The organism is Micromonospora inositola (genome assembly GCF_900090285.1).
GTDB classification, from domain to species: domain Bacteria; phylum Actinomycetota; class Actinomycetes; order Mycobacteriales; family Micromonosporaceae; genus Micromonospora; species Micromonospora inositola.
The window spans coordinates 5,996,448-6,009,582 of the sequence record NZ_LT607754.1 but is presented as its reverse complement, the minus strand read 5'-3'; the positions used below and the strand labels follow the sequence as shown (position 1 = coordinate 6,009,582).

Genomic DNA, 13,135 nt, shown 5'->3' with positions numbered 1-13,135 from the left:
GGACCCGGTAGCGATCGACCTGACGGCGTCCGCCATGCTGTGCGAGCAGCATGGCGGACGCCGTCGTCGTCGGAAGGGAAGCGGGACAACCGTGACGGAGACCCACAGCACCGGGGTACGGGGAGACAGCGGCCCGGAGGTCGCCCGGCTGGTGGCCAGCCGGGTGCTGGACGTGCCGGACTTCCCGAAGCCCGGCGTCAAGTTCAAGGACCTGATGCCGCTCTTCGCCGACGGTGACGTGTTCCGCGAGGTGATCGACGGGATCGTCACGTACCACGGGCGTGACTCGTTCGACGCGGTGGTCGGCATCGAGGCGCGCGGCTTCGTGATCGCCGCCGCCATCGCGTACGCCACCGGGGTCGGCGTGGTGCCGGTGCGCAAGGCCGGCAAGCTGCCCCGCCCCGCGTACTCGGTCTCCTACGACCTGGAGTACGGCGAGGCGACCCTGGAGGTGCACCAGGACGCCTTCACCGCCGGACACCGGGTGCTGGTCGTCGACGACGTGCTCGCCACCGGCGGCACCGCCGAGGCCACCCTCGACCTGGTGGAGCGGGCCGGCGGCACGGTCGCCGGTTTCACCGTGCTGCTGGAGCTGGCCTTCCTGAAGGGGCGGGAGCGGCTCGCCCCGCGTCCGGTCCATGCCTTGCTGACCGTTTGATGCAGCGCCCCTCGGGCGGAGCCCGCGCAGACCGTCCGGCGGAGCGGCGGGGCACCCTGCGTGCGGGTAGCATTGCCCTTTGCTGACCGGGCGGGCGACCGTCCGGCGGTGGGAAGACCGCCGGCCGCGGGTCGGCGCGGAACAACACCGGCCCCACAGCCGGTTGAACCGAACGTCGGCCGTACGGTCGGCGCACCCCGGCGAGCGGTGAGGAGGCCGGTGTCCCACGATGTCGTCCCTCCGGTGGAGGGCACGGTGCACCCGACAGGCGAGGCGGACGGCTCGGTGACCGAGCGGAGCGGCAACCCGCCGGCCCGGGTGACGGGCTCTGGCAGCGGCGTCGCCCCCGACGCCGGCCCGGACGGTGGCACGTCGCCCGGCGGGGCGGTCGTGGTGCCGTTCCCGACCGACGGCTCGGCCGATCCCTCGCCGAGCGGTGGTTTCGCGCTGTCCAACGCGCCGACCGGCCGGCGGGTTCGCGCCCGACTGGCCCGGTTCAACGCGCCCTGGCAGACCTCGCAGGTCAGCGAGGTGCTCGAACCGCTGATCGCCACCCACCGGGAGAACCACCCCAAGGCCGACGCCCGGCTGCTGCAGCGGGCGTTCGACACCGCGGCGCGCTGGCATTCCGGTCAGTACCGCAAGTCCGGTGACCCGTACATCACCCACCCGCTCGCGGTGGCGACGATCCTGGGCAACCTGGGCATGGACACCACCACCCTGGTCGCCGCGCTGCTGCACGACACCATCGAGGACACCGAGTACACCCTCGACCAGATGCGGGCGGACTTCGGCCCGGAGGTGACCCTCCTGGTCGACGGCGTGACGAAGCTCGACAAGGTCAAGCTGGGTGACGCGGCCAAGGCGGAGACGATCCGCAAGATGGTCGTGGCGATGGCCAAGGACCCGCGGGTGCTGGTGATCAAGCTGGCCGACCGGCTGCACAACATGCGTACCCTCACCTTCCTGCCCCGCCCGAAGCAGGAGCAGAAGGCGAAGGAAACGCTGGAGATCCTGGCGCCCCTCGCGCACCGGCTCGGTATGAACACCATCAAGTGGGAGCTGGAGGATCTCGCCTTCGGCACGCTCTTCCCGAAGCGGTACGAGGAGATCAACCGCCTGATCGGGGAGCACCAGCCGCAGCGGGAGGCGCTGCTGCGTCAGGTCACCCAGAAGGTGTCGACCGACCTGAAGGCCGCCAAGATCAAGGCGGAGACCACCGGCCGGCCGAAGCACCTCTACTCGATCTACCAGAAGATGATCGTGCGGGGCCGCGACTTCAACGACATCTACGACCTGGTCGGGGTGCGGATCCTGGTCGACACGGTGCGGGACTGCTATGCGGCGCTGGGCGTCATCCACGCCAACTGGCAGCCGGTGCCGGGCCGGTTCAAGGACTACATCGCGATGCCCAAGTTCAACATGTACCAGTCGTTGCACACGACGGTCATCGGGCCCACCGGCAAGCCGGTGGAGATGCAGATCCGCACGTACGCGATGCACCGCACCGCCGAGTTCGGTATCGCCGCACACTGGAAGTACAAGGAGCACAAGGGCACCCAGATCGTCGGCCCGCCGGCGCACATCGACGAGATGACCTGGCTGCGCCAGCTGCTGGACTGGCAGCGGGAGGCGGCCGACCCGAGCGAATTCCTCGACGCGCTCCGCTTCGACCTGTCCAGCCAGGAGGTGTACGTCTTCACCCCGAAGGGTGACGTCATCCCGCTGCCGACCGGGTCGACGCCGGTGGACTTCGCGTACGCGGTGCACACCGAGGTCGGGCACAAGTGCATCGGCGCCCGGGTCAACGGCAAGCTGGTGCCGCTGGAGTCGACGCTGTCCAACGGCGACGTGATCGAGATCTTCACCTCGAAGTCGGACACGGCGGGCCCGACGCAGGACTGGCTCGGCTTCGTCAAGAGCCCGCGCGCCCGCACCAAGATCCGCCAGTACTTCAACAAGGAGCGGCGCGAGGAGGCGATCGAGGCCGGCAAGGACTCGATCGTCAAGGCGATGCGCAAGCAGGGCATGCCGTTGCAGCGGATGCTCACCTCGGACGCGCTGATGGCGATCGCCCGGGACCTGCACCTGGCCGACGTCGCCTCGCTGTACGCGGCGGTCGGCGACAGCCAGGTCTCCGCCCAGTCGGTCGTGCAGAAGCTGATGGCCACCTACGGCGGCGAGGAGGGCGCGGCGGAGGACATCGCCGAGACCGCCGTCGCCACCCGGCCGCCGCACAGCCGGCAGAGCAGCAGCGACCCCGGTGTGGTGGTCCGCGGCGTCAGCGACGTCTGGATCAAGCTGGCCCGCTGCTGCACCCCGGTGCCGCCGGACGCGGTCTTCGGCTTCGTCACCCGCTCCGGCGGGGTGAGCGTGCACCGGGACGACTGCGCCAACGCCGAGGACCTGCGGGCGCAGAGCGAGCGGGTGGTCGAGGTGAGCTGGAAGCTCACCTCCGCCTCCACCTTCCTCGTCGCCATCCAGGTCGAGGCGCTGGACCGGCACAAGCTGCTGGCCGACGTGACCCGGGTGCTGTCGGAGGAGCGGGTGAACATCCTCTCCGCCACCGTCACCACCACGCGGGACCGGGTGGCGGTGAGCCGGTTCAGCTTCGAGATGGCCGACCCGAAGCACCTGGGCCACCTGCTGGCCGCGGTGCGGAAGGTCGACGGCGTCTTCGACGCGTACCGGGTCACCTCGGGCGCCTGAGGCAGGGACACGAAAGCGCCCGCCGGCTTCAGCCGGCGGGCGCTTTGTCGTCGTACGGGCGGGCTCAGCCCTGGATGTCGCTCATCGCCAGCTTGTTGATGACGATCTCCTTCTTGGGGTGGCCGCCGCCGGCCTGCTGCGCGAAGGCCTTGTCGTCACCGGCCGCCGCGACCTGCTTCACCATGTCCATGCCGCCGGTGATGGTGCCCAGCACCGTGTAGTTCGGGTCGAGCTGCGAGTCGCCGTACACGATGAAGAACTGACTGCCGGTGCTGCCCGGCTGGCCGGAGTTGGCCATCGCGATGACGCCCTCCGGGTACGGCGGGCGCTTGTCGGTCGGCAGGTTCTCCTCGGCCAGGTTGTAGCTCGGGCCTCCCGTGCCGTCGGTCTCCCGCCAGCCCGTGCCGGTCGCGCTCGGGTCACCGCACTGCAGCACCTTGATGCCCTCGGTGACCAGGCGGTGGCACTTGGTGTTGTCGAAGAAGCCTTTGCTGGCCAGGTGGGTGAAGCTGCCCGCGGTGCAGGGCACGGCCGCCCGGTCGATCTTCGCGGTGATCGGCCCCAGGTTGGTGTCGATCGTCATGGTCTGGGTGCCGGTGTTCTTCTGCTGGTTCGCCGGCAGCCCGACGTCCTTGATCTGCTTGGTGCGCCCCTCCTTGGGGACCTCGGTGTAGGCGCACTGGGCGGCACCCGCCGAGGTGGCGGTCTGCTGCTGCTTGTCGCCGTCGCCACCGAGCGTGGTGGCCAGCCAGACGGTGCCGGCGACCACGAGCAGCAGGACCGCACCGGCCCCGACGATCGCCTGCGTCTGCCGGCGCTTGCGGGCGCGGGCTGCGCGCTCGGCCATCTCCCGCTCGAGTCGGGCCCGCGCCGCCGCGCGCTGCCGCTCTCTCGTGGACGTCACGGTCACTCCTTACGAAACTTCTCGGGCGCGGACGTTGCCGCTGCGTTGGGTGGGCGGCCGGGTCAGCCGGCGCTGGGGCTGGCCGTGGGCGCGCTGGTGGCGGCCGGTGCGGTGGTCGCCTCGCCGACCGTCAGGCTCTGGATCACCACGTCGGTCTTCGGCTTGACCTTGGCCCCGCTCCCATTGTCCACGGTCGGCAGGGCGCCGATCTTCTCCACCACGTCGAGGCCGCCGGTGACCTTGCCGATGACCGGGTAGGCCGGCTTGGCCGGGTTGAAGTCCTTGAAGAAGACGAGGAACTGGCTGCCGTTGCTGCCCGGCGGGTTCGCGATCATGGCGACCGTGCCCTTCGGGTACGCGGGGGGCTGCCCGGCGGCGGGCTTGCCGGACGCGCTCGGCGCCGGGGTGGGGATGTTCTCGTCGTAGAACGAGTAGGCCGGGCCGCCGATGCCGGTGCCGCTCGGGTCGCCGCAGCGCAGCGCGCCCTCGGTGGTGATCTCGTGGCACTTGGTGTTGTCGTAGAACGACTTGCCGGCCAGGTGGGCGATGCTCGCCCCGGCGCACGGCGCGGCGGCCAGATCGAGCTGGGCGGTGATCGGGGCGCCCTGGTTCGTGGTGATCGTCATCGCCCGGGTGCCGGAGGTCGGCAGGCCGGTGGTGTCCGGGGTGCCGACGTCCTTGAGGCTGGTGTTGGCGCTGGCGTCCTGCGGCGTCCACACGCAGACGTCCTCGGCGGCCTTCTGCTCGGGCTTGGAGTCGAACGCGCCCAGCGCCCAGGCCGACGCGACCACGATCAGCGCGAGCACCACGGCGGCGCCGACGCCGGCCTGGATCTGCCGGCGGCGCTTCACGGCCGCGGCCCGCCGGGCGAGCTGCCGGTCGAGCTTGGCCCGCGCCAGTTTGCGCTGCCGGTCCCTGCTGGAAGCCACCCGTGCTCCCCTTCCTCTGCCTGGTCGTCGCTGGCGCTCGGGCGTCATCCGCCCGTGGGCGGCAGGTGCGCCACGCCACACGCCCGCCAGAGTGTACGGGTAGCCGCTGTGAATGTGGTGTACGAGGTCGGGCCTGGGTTTATCGGGGTATGTCACTGTTGCCTGGCGGGACAGCCGGGACCGCTGGGCCGGAAAAACGCGCTCGCTCGTCCGACTAGGCTGCTGGGTGGAGACGACGATTCGACGGAAGGGGAGCGGACGTGCTCGTGGCCGGCTTTCCCGCGGACGCCTTCGGCACCAACTGCTACGTGGTGGCGACCGGGCCGGGGGAGCAGTGCGTGGTGGTCGACCCCGGCATCGGGGTGCTCGACCGGCTCGACGCCCTGCTCGCCGAGCATCGCCTGCACCCGGCCGCCGTGCTGCTCACCCACGGCCACCTCGACCACACCTTCTCCGTGGCGCCGGTCTGCGGCGCGCGCGGCATCCCCGCGTACGTCCACCCGGACGACCGGGAGCTGCTGGCCGACCCTTCGAAGGCGCTGTCGATGGACCTCACCCAGCTCTTCGGCGGCCGACTGCCGTATGCCGAGCCGGACGACGTGGCCGAGCTGACCGACGGCGCGACCCTGGCCCTCGCCGGGTTGGAGATCACCGTCGACCACGCCCCGGGCCATACCGGCGGGTCGGTGCTGTTCCGGATGCCCGGCGCCGGCTCACCCTGGGAGGCCGAGCAGATCTGCCTCTCCGGTGACGTGCTGTTCGCCGGCTCGATCGGCCGCACCGACCTGCCGGGCGGCAGCATGCCCCGGATGCTGTCCAGCCTGCGGGAGAAGGTCCTCCCGCTGGCCGACGACACCGTCGTCCTGCCCGGCCACGGCCCCGCGACCACCATCGGCCGCGAGCGCGCGAGCAACCCCTACCTCCTCGAGGTGGCGGGTTCCGGCGGCGCGCGCCCGGCTGCGCCCACCCGCGGCCTGTAGCCGCACCCACGACCTCCCCGCGCGGTCAGCGCGGGACGCAAGGAGTACGCCATGAGCAAGCCGACGCCCATCTCGGGCTTCCCGGAGTGGACGCCCGCGCAGCGGATGATCGAGCAGTTCGTCCTCGACCGGATCCGCGCCACCTTCGAGCTGTACGGGTTCGCCCCCCTCGAAACCCGCTCGGTGGAGCCCCTCGACCAGCTGCTGCGCAAGGGGGAGACCTCGAAGGAGGTCTACGTGCTGCGCCGGCTCCAGGCCGACGCCGAGGGCCCGGCCGGGGACGACTCGCTGGGCCTGCACTTCGACCTGACCGTGCCGTTCGCCCGCTACGTCCTGGAGAACGCCGGGAAGCTGCAGTTCCCATTCCGCCGCTACCAGATCCAGAAGGTGTGGCGGGGTGAGCGCCCGCAGGAGGGGCGCTACCGGGAGTTCCTCCAGGCCGACATCGACATCGTCGACCGGGACACCCTGCCCGCGCACCACGAGGCGGAGATGCCGCTGGTGATCGGCGACGCGCTCCGGTCGCTGCCCATCCCGGCCGTGAAGATCCAGGTCAACAACCGCAAGATCTGCGAGGGCTTCTACCGGGGGGTCGGAATCGACGACCCGGAGGCGGCGCTGCGGGCGGTGGACAGGCTCGACAGAATCGGCCCGGCGAAGGTGGCCGAGCTGCTGGTCGAGACCGCCGGGGCGACGGAGGCCCAGGCCAAGGCGGCGCTGGCGTTGGCGGAGATCTCCGCGCCGGACGCCTCCTTCGCCGACGCGGTGCGCGCCCTCGGGGTGAGCGACCCGCTGCTCGACGAGGGCATCGGGGAGCTGTCCGCCGTGGTGGAGACCGCCGCCGCGCACTCGCCCGGACTCTGCGTCGCCGACCTGCGGATCGCCCGCGGCCTGGACTACTACACCGGCACCGTCTACGAGACGCAGATGGTGGGCTACGAGCGGTTCGGCTCGATCTGCTCCGGCGGCCGGTACGACAACCTGGCCAGCTCGGGCAACGTCCGCTTCCCGGGCGTGGGCATCTCCATCGGGGTGACCCGGCTGCTCGGCCTGCTCTTCGGCGCCGACGCGCTCTCGGTCTCCCGCAGCGTGCCGACCTGCGTGCTGGTCGCGGTCACCGCCGAGGACGACCGGCCGGCCAGCAACTCCATCGCCGAGGCGCTGCGCTCCCGGGGCATCCCCACCGAGGTGTCGCCGAGCGCGGCCAAGTTCGGCAAGCAGATCCGGTACGCCGAGCGGCGGGGCATCCCGTACGTCTGGTTCCCCGGCGCCGAGGGCGACGAGGTGAAGGACATCCGCTCAGGTGAGCAGATCGCCGCGGCGGCGGGGGAGTGGACGCCGCCCCGGGAGGACCTCAAGCCGCTGGTGAGCTGAGTTCCCGACTGGCGCGTACGGACGATCGGACCTACGGTAGCGTAAGTTACGCCACCGTAGGGAGATCGTCGTGACCGCACTCAGCCAGACCGCCCTGCTCCTCGAGCTCGAATCCGTGGTGGAGAAGAACCTCGACCGCCACCTGTCGATGGCGAAGGAGTGGTTCCCGCACGAGTACGTGCCGTGGAGCGAGGGGCGTACCTTCGACGGGCCGCTCGGCGGCGAGCCGTGGGCGGAGACGGACTCCACCGTTCCCGACGTCGCGCGTACCGCGCTGATCGTCAACCTGTTGACCGAGGACAACCTGCCCTCGTACCACCACGAGATCGCCACGCTCTTCGGTCGGGACGGGGCGTGGGGGACCTGGGTGCACCGGTGGACCGCCGAGGAGGGGCGGCACGGCACCGCCATCCGCGACTACCTGACGGTGACCCGGGCGGTCGACCCGGTGGCGCTGGAGCGGGCTCGGATGGTGCACATGTCCACCGGGTACGTCAACGTGCACAACGACGAGGTGCTGCACTCGCTGGCGTACGTGTCGTTCCAGGAGCTGGCGACCCGGATCTCGCACCGCAATACGGGCAAGGTGACCGGCGACCCGGCGTGCGACGCGCTGCTGACCCGGGTGGCCGCCGACGAGAACCTGCACATGGTCTTCTACCGGAACCTGCTCGCCGCCGCCTTCGAGCTGGCCCCGAGCCAGGCCATGCGGGCCGTGGCCGACGTGCTGGCCGACTTCCAGATGCCCGGCGTGGGCATCGACGGCTTCGCCCGCAAGTCCGTGGCGATCGCCCTGGCCGGCATCTACGACCTGCGCCAGCACCGCGACGAGGTGGTCGTCCCCGTGCTGCGCCAGTGGGACGTGTTCAACGTGACCGGCCTGGACGCCGACGGCGACGCCGCCCGCGACCAGATCGCCGCCCACCTCGACACCCTGGAGCAGCAGGCGGCCCGCTTCGAGGAGAAGCGCGCCGCCCGCGCCGCCCGCCTCGCCGCGGCGCGCTGATCCCGCCCCCGCCCCACCGCCGGCCCGTTGATGGCCGCTCCTGCTCGGAAGGAGTGGCCATTGCGCGTTCCATGACCACCCCCTCCGAGCGGGTGCGCGCTGGGGGTGGGGTGGCGGCGCAGCCGTCAGGCGGGTTGGTCGAGGGGGAAGAGGAGGCAGGACGAGGTGGCGTGGGCGATGAGGCGGCCCTGGGCGTCGGTGAGGCGGGCCTCGGCCAGGGCGGTGCGGCGGCCGCGTTGGAGGACGGTGCCCTCGCAGCGGAGGGTGCCGCTGGCGACCGTCACCGGGCGGAGGAACTTCACGTTCAGGTCCAGCGAGGTGTAGCCGACGCCGGCGGGCAGGGTGGTGTGCACCGAGCAGCCGGCGGCGGTGTCCAGCAGGGTGGAGATGACCCCGCCGTGGACGGTGCCGAGCGGGTTGTAGTGGAACTCCTGGGGCACCAGCTCCACCGCGACCCGGCCCTCGTCGGCCTCCAGCCGGGCCATGTCGATCAGGTGCATGATCGGCGGCGCGGCCAGCTCGCCGGCGATCATCGCGCGGAGCAGCTCCAGGCCGCTGCGCCGGCCGATGTGCGCCGCGCCGGCGACCGGGTCGGACCAGGAGAAGGTACGGCTGCGCGCCGATTCCTGCGTCTGTGTCATGGACTCAGCCTGGCAGCGCGTTGCTGAGTCTGTCAATCAGACCTAGCCTGGTCGGCATGAGACCCGCGGCACTGGACTGGTCGGTGGAGAACTGCACCCTCGCCCGGGCGATGGCGATCCTCGGCGAGCGGTGGACCCTGGTCGTGCTCCGCGAGGTCTTCAACGGCATCCGCCGCTTCGACGACCTGCGGGTGCGGACCGGCATCCCCCGACAGGTGCTCACCAACCGGCTCGCCACCCTGGTCGAGCAGGGGGTGCTGCGCCGGGAGCCGTACCGGGAGCCGGGCAGCCGGTTGCGCCACGAGTACCGGCTGACGGCCAAGGGCCTCGACCTCTGGCCGGTGCTGGTGGCCGTGCTCGGCTGGGGCGACCGCCACCTCGCCGACCCCGAGGGCTCGCCGCTGCGGGTGACCCACCGGGACTGCGGCGCCGAGGTGCACGTCGAGCTGCGCTGCGCCGAGGGGCACGAGGTGACCGACCCGCGCGAGGTGGTGCCCCGGCCGGGCCCCGGAGCGCGCCGCCGGGTCGACTGACCGGCGGCGTCATCTCGGGTACGCGGGCCGGCACGCGGACGGCGGGCCGCCCGCGCGCCGCGGGAGCGCCTACCAGCCGAAGCCGTTGGCGTACGAGATGCTCGCGAGCACCGCCTGGCCGCTCGTGTTGGGGTGGAAGTAGTCCCAGCCGGAGACCTGGCTGAGCACGAACGGGTAGTTGAACACCGCGTTGTCGTCGAAGTCGCAGTTCGGGCCGTACCCGGCACAGGCCTGGGCGAGCTGGGTGTTGTAGTCGATCACCCGCTGCCGGACCCGGGCCCGGCGGTCGACGTCGGCCTGGGCGGTGGAGGTGGGGTTGGCCAGCATCGACTGGCAGATGCCGAACGCCGACCAGGCGCTGCGGGCGCTGCCGCTGCCCTTGCCGATGGACCAGAGCCGCTGGATGTCCGGCACGCTGATCACCGCGACCCGGGCGTTGGGCAGACCGGCCCTGATCCGGTTGAGCGCGCTGTCGATGTTGGCCCGGAACGTGGTCACCGGGGTCATGGTGGCCTCCGAGCCGGTGCAGGCGTCGTTGGCGCCGATCAGCATCGTGACGTACTCGACGCCCTGGCTGACCGCGGTGCCGGCCTGGCCGTACATGTCGGCGGATCTGGCGCCGCTGCGCGCGTCGTTGTGGTTGCGGCCCTGGATGGCCGGGTTGACCGTGCGGATGCGCAGGTAGTGACTGTTCACGGTGGAGTAGTCGCCGGTGCTGAACGACCGCGAGGTGCAGTCGACGTACCAGCCGCAGGCGTTGAAGCCGCGGGTGATGGAGTCGCCGAGGCTGGCCATCGAGGCCGGCGGTGGGCTGGCGGCGGCGGTGGCCGGGCTGGCGGCGAGCAGGACGAGGGCGGTGAGGCTGGCCAGGGTGGCCAGCGCGCGTCGGGGGATGGTCATCGTGGCCTCCGGATCACGGGTGCCGGGAATGCGATGGTGACCGGATGGTATAGATGACAGTCAGTGTCCACAATGTTGCAAGGCAGTTACAGGTGGCCGACGGGTGAATTCGGGCAAACCAGGTCTTGCCTATGATCTTAAACATGTGAATACTTCACTCAGCCCGGCCAGTTCCCCCAGCTAGGCCGGGTTGGTCCAGGGCCCGCTCATGCGCCGGGCCCCCCATCCCCCATCCGGGAGGCTGTACATGCGACCCACGAGGTCATCGCTCCGTCGCGCCGTCACCGTCGCCGTCGCCGGAACCCTGGTAGCCGGCTCGCTGCTCGGCGCGCCCGCCCAGGCGGCACCCGCCTCGCCCGCTTCCCCCGACGCCGCGGCCAACCTGGCCACGCGGCTCGGCGATCGCGCCGCCGGCACCTACGCCGACGCCAGCGGCAAGATGGTCGTCGCGGTCACCGATGACGCCGCCGCCCGCCAGGTCCGCGCCGCCGGCGCCACCCCGAAGCTCGTAACCCGGGGCGCCGCCGTGCTGAACCGGGCCACCGCCGAGCTGGAGCGCTCCGCGAAGATCCCGGGCACCGCCTGGTGGATCGACCCGGCCACCAACCAGGTCGTGGTCTCCGTCGACAGCACCGTCACCGGCGCCAAGCTGGACAAGGTCAAGGCCGCGGCAGCCCGCACCGGAGGCGCCGTCCGGATCGAGGCCGAGGCCGGCGTGCTGAGCACCCGGATCAACGGCGGGCAGGCGATCTACGCCGGGGGCGGTGGCCGCTGCTCGCTCGGCTTCAACGTGCGCAACAGCGCCGGCACCTACTACTTCCTGACCGCCGGGCACTGCACCAACATCTCGGCGAGCTGGTACACCAACTCCAGCCAGACGACCTACATCGGCCCGCGCGCCGGCACCAGCTTCCCGGGCAACGACTACGGCATCGTCCGGTACAGCAACACCAGCCTGTCGCACCCCGGCACCGTCTACCTCTACAACGGCACCTCGCGTGACATCACCGGCGCCGGCAACGCCTTCGTCGGCCAGTCGGTGTCGCGCTCCGGCAGCACCACCGGCGTCCACGGCGGCTCCGTCACCGCGCTCAACGCCACCGTCAACTACGCCGAGGGCAGCGTCTCCGGCCTGATCCGCACCACCGTCTGCGCCGAGCCGGGTGACAGCGGCGGCTCGCTCTTCGCCGGCAACACCGCGCTCGGTCTGACCTCCGGTGGCAGCGGCAACTGCTCCTCCGGCGGCACCACCTACTTCCAGCCGGTGACCGAGGCGCTGAGCGTCTACGGCGTCAGCGTCTACTGATCGATCGGCCCCGGGCGGGTCGCCGGGTGACCGGCGGCCCGCTCCGTCGCGTCCGGAATGGTGCCGATCCGGTGCCGGGCCGCGGGAGCGGCCGGGGCCGTGCGCCCGTCCCGGGTACGCCGGGCGCCGGCGTCAACCGGGACCCGGCGGTCTACTGGCCGGAGCCGCACCTGACCTTGGAACCGCACCCGCGCACCGGACCGGTGCTGGTCACCGTCTCCCACACCGTGCCCCCGGAGCGGCAGGCCGCGTTCGTCGGGGCGATGCGCGCGGTCGGCCGGTCGCGGCGGCGGACCGGGGCGATGCGGTGGGGGCTGTTTCGGGCCGGGGAGCGGGCGCACGTATTCGTCGAGGTCGACCAGGTGCGGTCCTGGGGGGAGCACCTGCGCCAGCACGGCGGCCGGCTCACCGGGGCCGACCGGGCGGTCGAGGAGCAGGCCCGCGAGCTGGTCGACGGCGAGCCGGTGGTGCCGCACCTGCTGCCCGCCGACCCGGACTGACCGCCGCGGCGCCGCCGGCGAGCCAGCTCAGGTGTGCCCGCCGGGCGGAGAGCATCGCGAGCAGCGGCCACAGGGCGACCCCCAGCGCCGTCGCCCGCTCGGCCAGTCCGGTGCGGGAACCCGTGGTCACCTCGAACGCGAACCAACCGAACAGGCCGAGCAGCAGCGCGGTGACGGTCAGGGCCACCGGCCGCCGGAACGCCCACGGCTGCTCCGGCCGGGCCGGGTGCCCGGCGTCCGGGCCGCGGGGCAGCCGCAGCGCCGACCCCGCCGGCCAGAGCGCCAGGGCGAGGACGGCCACCGTCGCCACGGTTCCGTGGCCGACGGAACCGCCGACCCTCGGGCGCGGGAAGGCGACCAGCGCGATGGTGGCGACGCCGCCGACGGCGAGGAGGAACCGGCTGGGCAGCCCGGCCGCGTGCAGCACCGCGGCGGTCGCCAGGTAGCAGCAGCCGAGCAGCACGAGACAGCCCACCATGATCCAGGTGTCGTTGGCGCCCTGCCCCGCCAGTTCGCTGATCGTGTCCCGCACCGGGTCGTAGCTGACGGGCTGCCGGGCGCCGGCGACGGTCCAGCCGACCACCAGCACGACGGGCGCCGCCGCCGCGGTGGCCACGGCCCAGGTCGATACGGCACGCATCCGGCCACGGTAACCGGCCGACCGGTCCGCGGTCCGTCGATCGCCCACCCGCCCG

Annotated in this window: 13 protein-coding genes; 8 read left to right on the top strand and 5 right to left on the bottom strand. The window is 72.1% G+C overall.

Going from position 1 to position 13,135, the window contains the following annotated elements:
* Positions 1-91: 91 nt before the first annotated feature.
* On the top strand, positions 92-658 hold the full coding sequence (locus GA0070613_RS28675; RefSeq protein WP_089015120.1) for an adenine phosphoribosyltransferase: 567 nt from the start codon (positions 92-94) through the stop codon (positions 656-658).
* Positions 659-877: 219 nt separating this feature from the next.
* Entirely contained in the window at positions 878-3,367 is a 2,490-nt protein-coding gene (locus GA0070613_RS28670; protein ID WP_089015119.1) for a RelA/SpoT family protein, read from the top strand.
* Between the two features lie 64 nt (positions 3,368-3,431).
* Here the strand turns inward: GA0070613_RS28670 and GA0070613_RS28665 are convergent, their stop codons facing one another.
* Both GA0070613_RS28665 and GA0070613_RS28660 read right to left on the bottom strand, forming a co-directional pair.
* Positions 3,432-4,271: a peptidylprolyl isomerase gene (locus tag GA0070613_RS28665; protein ID WP_089016261.1), complete on the bottom strand. Its 840-nt coding sequence runs from the start codon at positions 4,269-4,271 to the stop codon at positions 3,432-3,434.
* A gap of 62 nt (positions 4,272-4,333) precedes the next feature.
* Positions 4,334-5,200, bottom strand: a complete 867-nt coding sequence (locus GA0070613_RS28660) for a peptidylprolyl isomerase (protein ID WP_089015118.1) — start codon at positions 5,198-5,200, stop codon at positions 4,334-4,336.
* Between the two features lie 260 nt (positions 5,201-5,460).
* Between GA0070613_RS28660 and GA0070613_RS28655 the strand changes: the two genes are divergently transcribed.
* The 3 genes from GA0070613_RS28655 to GA0070613_RS28645 all read left to right on the top strand — a co-directional run bounded on the left by GA0070613_RS28655 (position 5,461) and on the right by GA0070613_RS28645 (position 8,560).
* A complete protein-coding gene (locus GA0070613_RS28655) occupies positions 5,461-6,180 on the top strand; it encodes an MBL fold metallo-hydrolase (RefSeq protein ID WP_089015117.1) in 720 nt (239 codons plus the stop codon).
* A gap of 51 nt (positions 6,181-6,231) precedes the next feature.
* Positions 6,232-7,554 (top strand): histidine--tRNA ligase, encoded by a 1,323-nt coding sequence (gene hisS / locus GA0070613_RS28650; RefSeq protein ID WP_089015116.1) that lies wholly within the window; start codon positions 6,232-6,234, stop codon positions 7,552-7,554.
* 70 nt (positions 7,555-7,624) lie between these two features.
* Complete coding sequence (locus tag GA0070613_RS28645) at positions 7,625-8,560, top strand: acyl-ACP desaturase (RefSeq protein ID WP_089015115.1); 936 nt, start codon at positions 7,625-7,627, stop codon at positions 8,558-8,560.
* 125 nt (positions 8,561-8,685) lie between these two features.
* Here GA0070613_RS28645 and GA0070613_RS28640 read toward each other — a convergent pair whose 3' ends face one another.
* Positions 8,686-9,201, bottom strand: coding sequence for a PaaI family thioesterase (locus GA0070613_RS28640; RefSeq protein ID WP_089015114.1), 516 nt, complete (start codon positions 9,199-9,201; stop codon positions 8,686-8,688).
* A 56-nt stretch (positions 9,202-9,257) separates the two neighbouring features.
* Between GA0070613_RS28640 and GA0070613_RS28635 the strand changes: the two genes are divergently transcribed.
* Positions 9,258-9,734 carry a winged helix-turn-helix transcriptional regulator gene (locus GA0070613_RS28635; RefSeq protein WP_089015113.1) on the top strand — a complete coding sequence of 159 codons (477 nt, stop codon included), beginning with the start codon at positions 9,258-9,260 and terminating at the stop codon, positions 9,732-9,734.
* A gap of 69 nt (positions 9,735-9,803) precedes the next feature.
* Here GA0070613_RS28635 and GA0070613_RS28630 read toward each other — a convergent pair whose 3' ends face one another.
* The gene (locus GA0070613_RS28630; RefSeq protein WP_089015112.1) at positions 9,804-10,634 is read right to left on the bottom strand and encodes a GDSL-type esterase/lipase family protein; all 831 of its coding nucleotides are present in this window, start codon (positions 10,632-10,634) and stop codon (positions 9,804-9,806) included.
* A 247-nt stretch (positions 10,635-10,881) separates the two neighbouring features.
* Here GA0070613_RS28630 and GA0070613_RS28625 point away from each other — a divergent pair, with 247 nt between their 5' ends.
* Together GA0070613_RS28625 and GA0070613_RS28620 are read left to right on the top strand one after the other, a co-directional pair.
* Entirely contained in the window at positions 10,882-11,940 is a 1,059-nt protein-coding gene (locus GA0070613_RS28625) for a S1 family peptidase (RefSeq protein WP_089015111.1), read from the top strand.
* A gap of 71 nt (positions 11,941-12,011) precedes the next feature.
* Entirely contained in the window at positions 12,012-12,440 is a 429-nt protein-coding gene (locus tag GA0070613_RS28620) for an MFS transporter (protein WP_231929545.1), read from the top strand.
* Here the strand turns inward: GA0070613_RS28620 and GA0070613_RS28615 are convergent.
* A complete protein-coding gene (locus GA0070613_RS28615; protein ID WP_089016260.1) occupies positions 12,346-13,080 on the bottom strand; it encodes a DUF998 domain-containing protein in 735 nt (244 codons plus the stop codon). The genes GA0070613_RS28620 and GA0070613_RS28615 overlap by 95 nt on opposite strands.
* Positions 13,081-13,135: the final 55 nt, after the last annotated feature.

What these genes read in the sequence shown, in the direction of transcription:
- hisS (WP_089015116.1), top strand. Translation starts at nt 6,232, where the DNA reads ATGAGCAAGCCGACGCCCATCTCGGGCTTCCCGGAGTGGACGCCCGCG.
- GA0070613_RS28640 (WP_089015114.1), bottom strand. Translation starts at nt 9,201, where the DNA reads ATGACACAGACGCAGGAATCGGCGCGCAGCCGTACCTTCTCCTGGTCC.
- GA0070613_RS28635 (WP_089015113.1), top strand. Translation starts at nt 9,258, where the DNA reads ATGAGACCCGCGGCACTGGACTGGTCGGTGGAGAACTGCACCCTCGCC.
- GA0070613_RS28630 (WP_089015112.1), bottom strand. Translation starts at nt 10,634, where the DNA reads ATGACCATCCCCCGACGCGCGCTGGCCACCCTGGCCAGCCTCACCGCC.
- GA0070613_RS28625 (WP_089015111.1), top strand. Translation starts at nt 10,882, where the DNA reads ATGCGACCCACGAGGTCATCGCTCCGTCGCGCCGTCACCGTCGCCGTC.
- GA0070613_RS28615 (WP_089016260.1), bottom strand. Translation starts at nt 13,080, where the DNA reads ATGCGTGCCGTATCGACCTGGGCCGTGGCCACCGCGGCGGCGGCGCCC.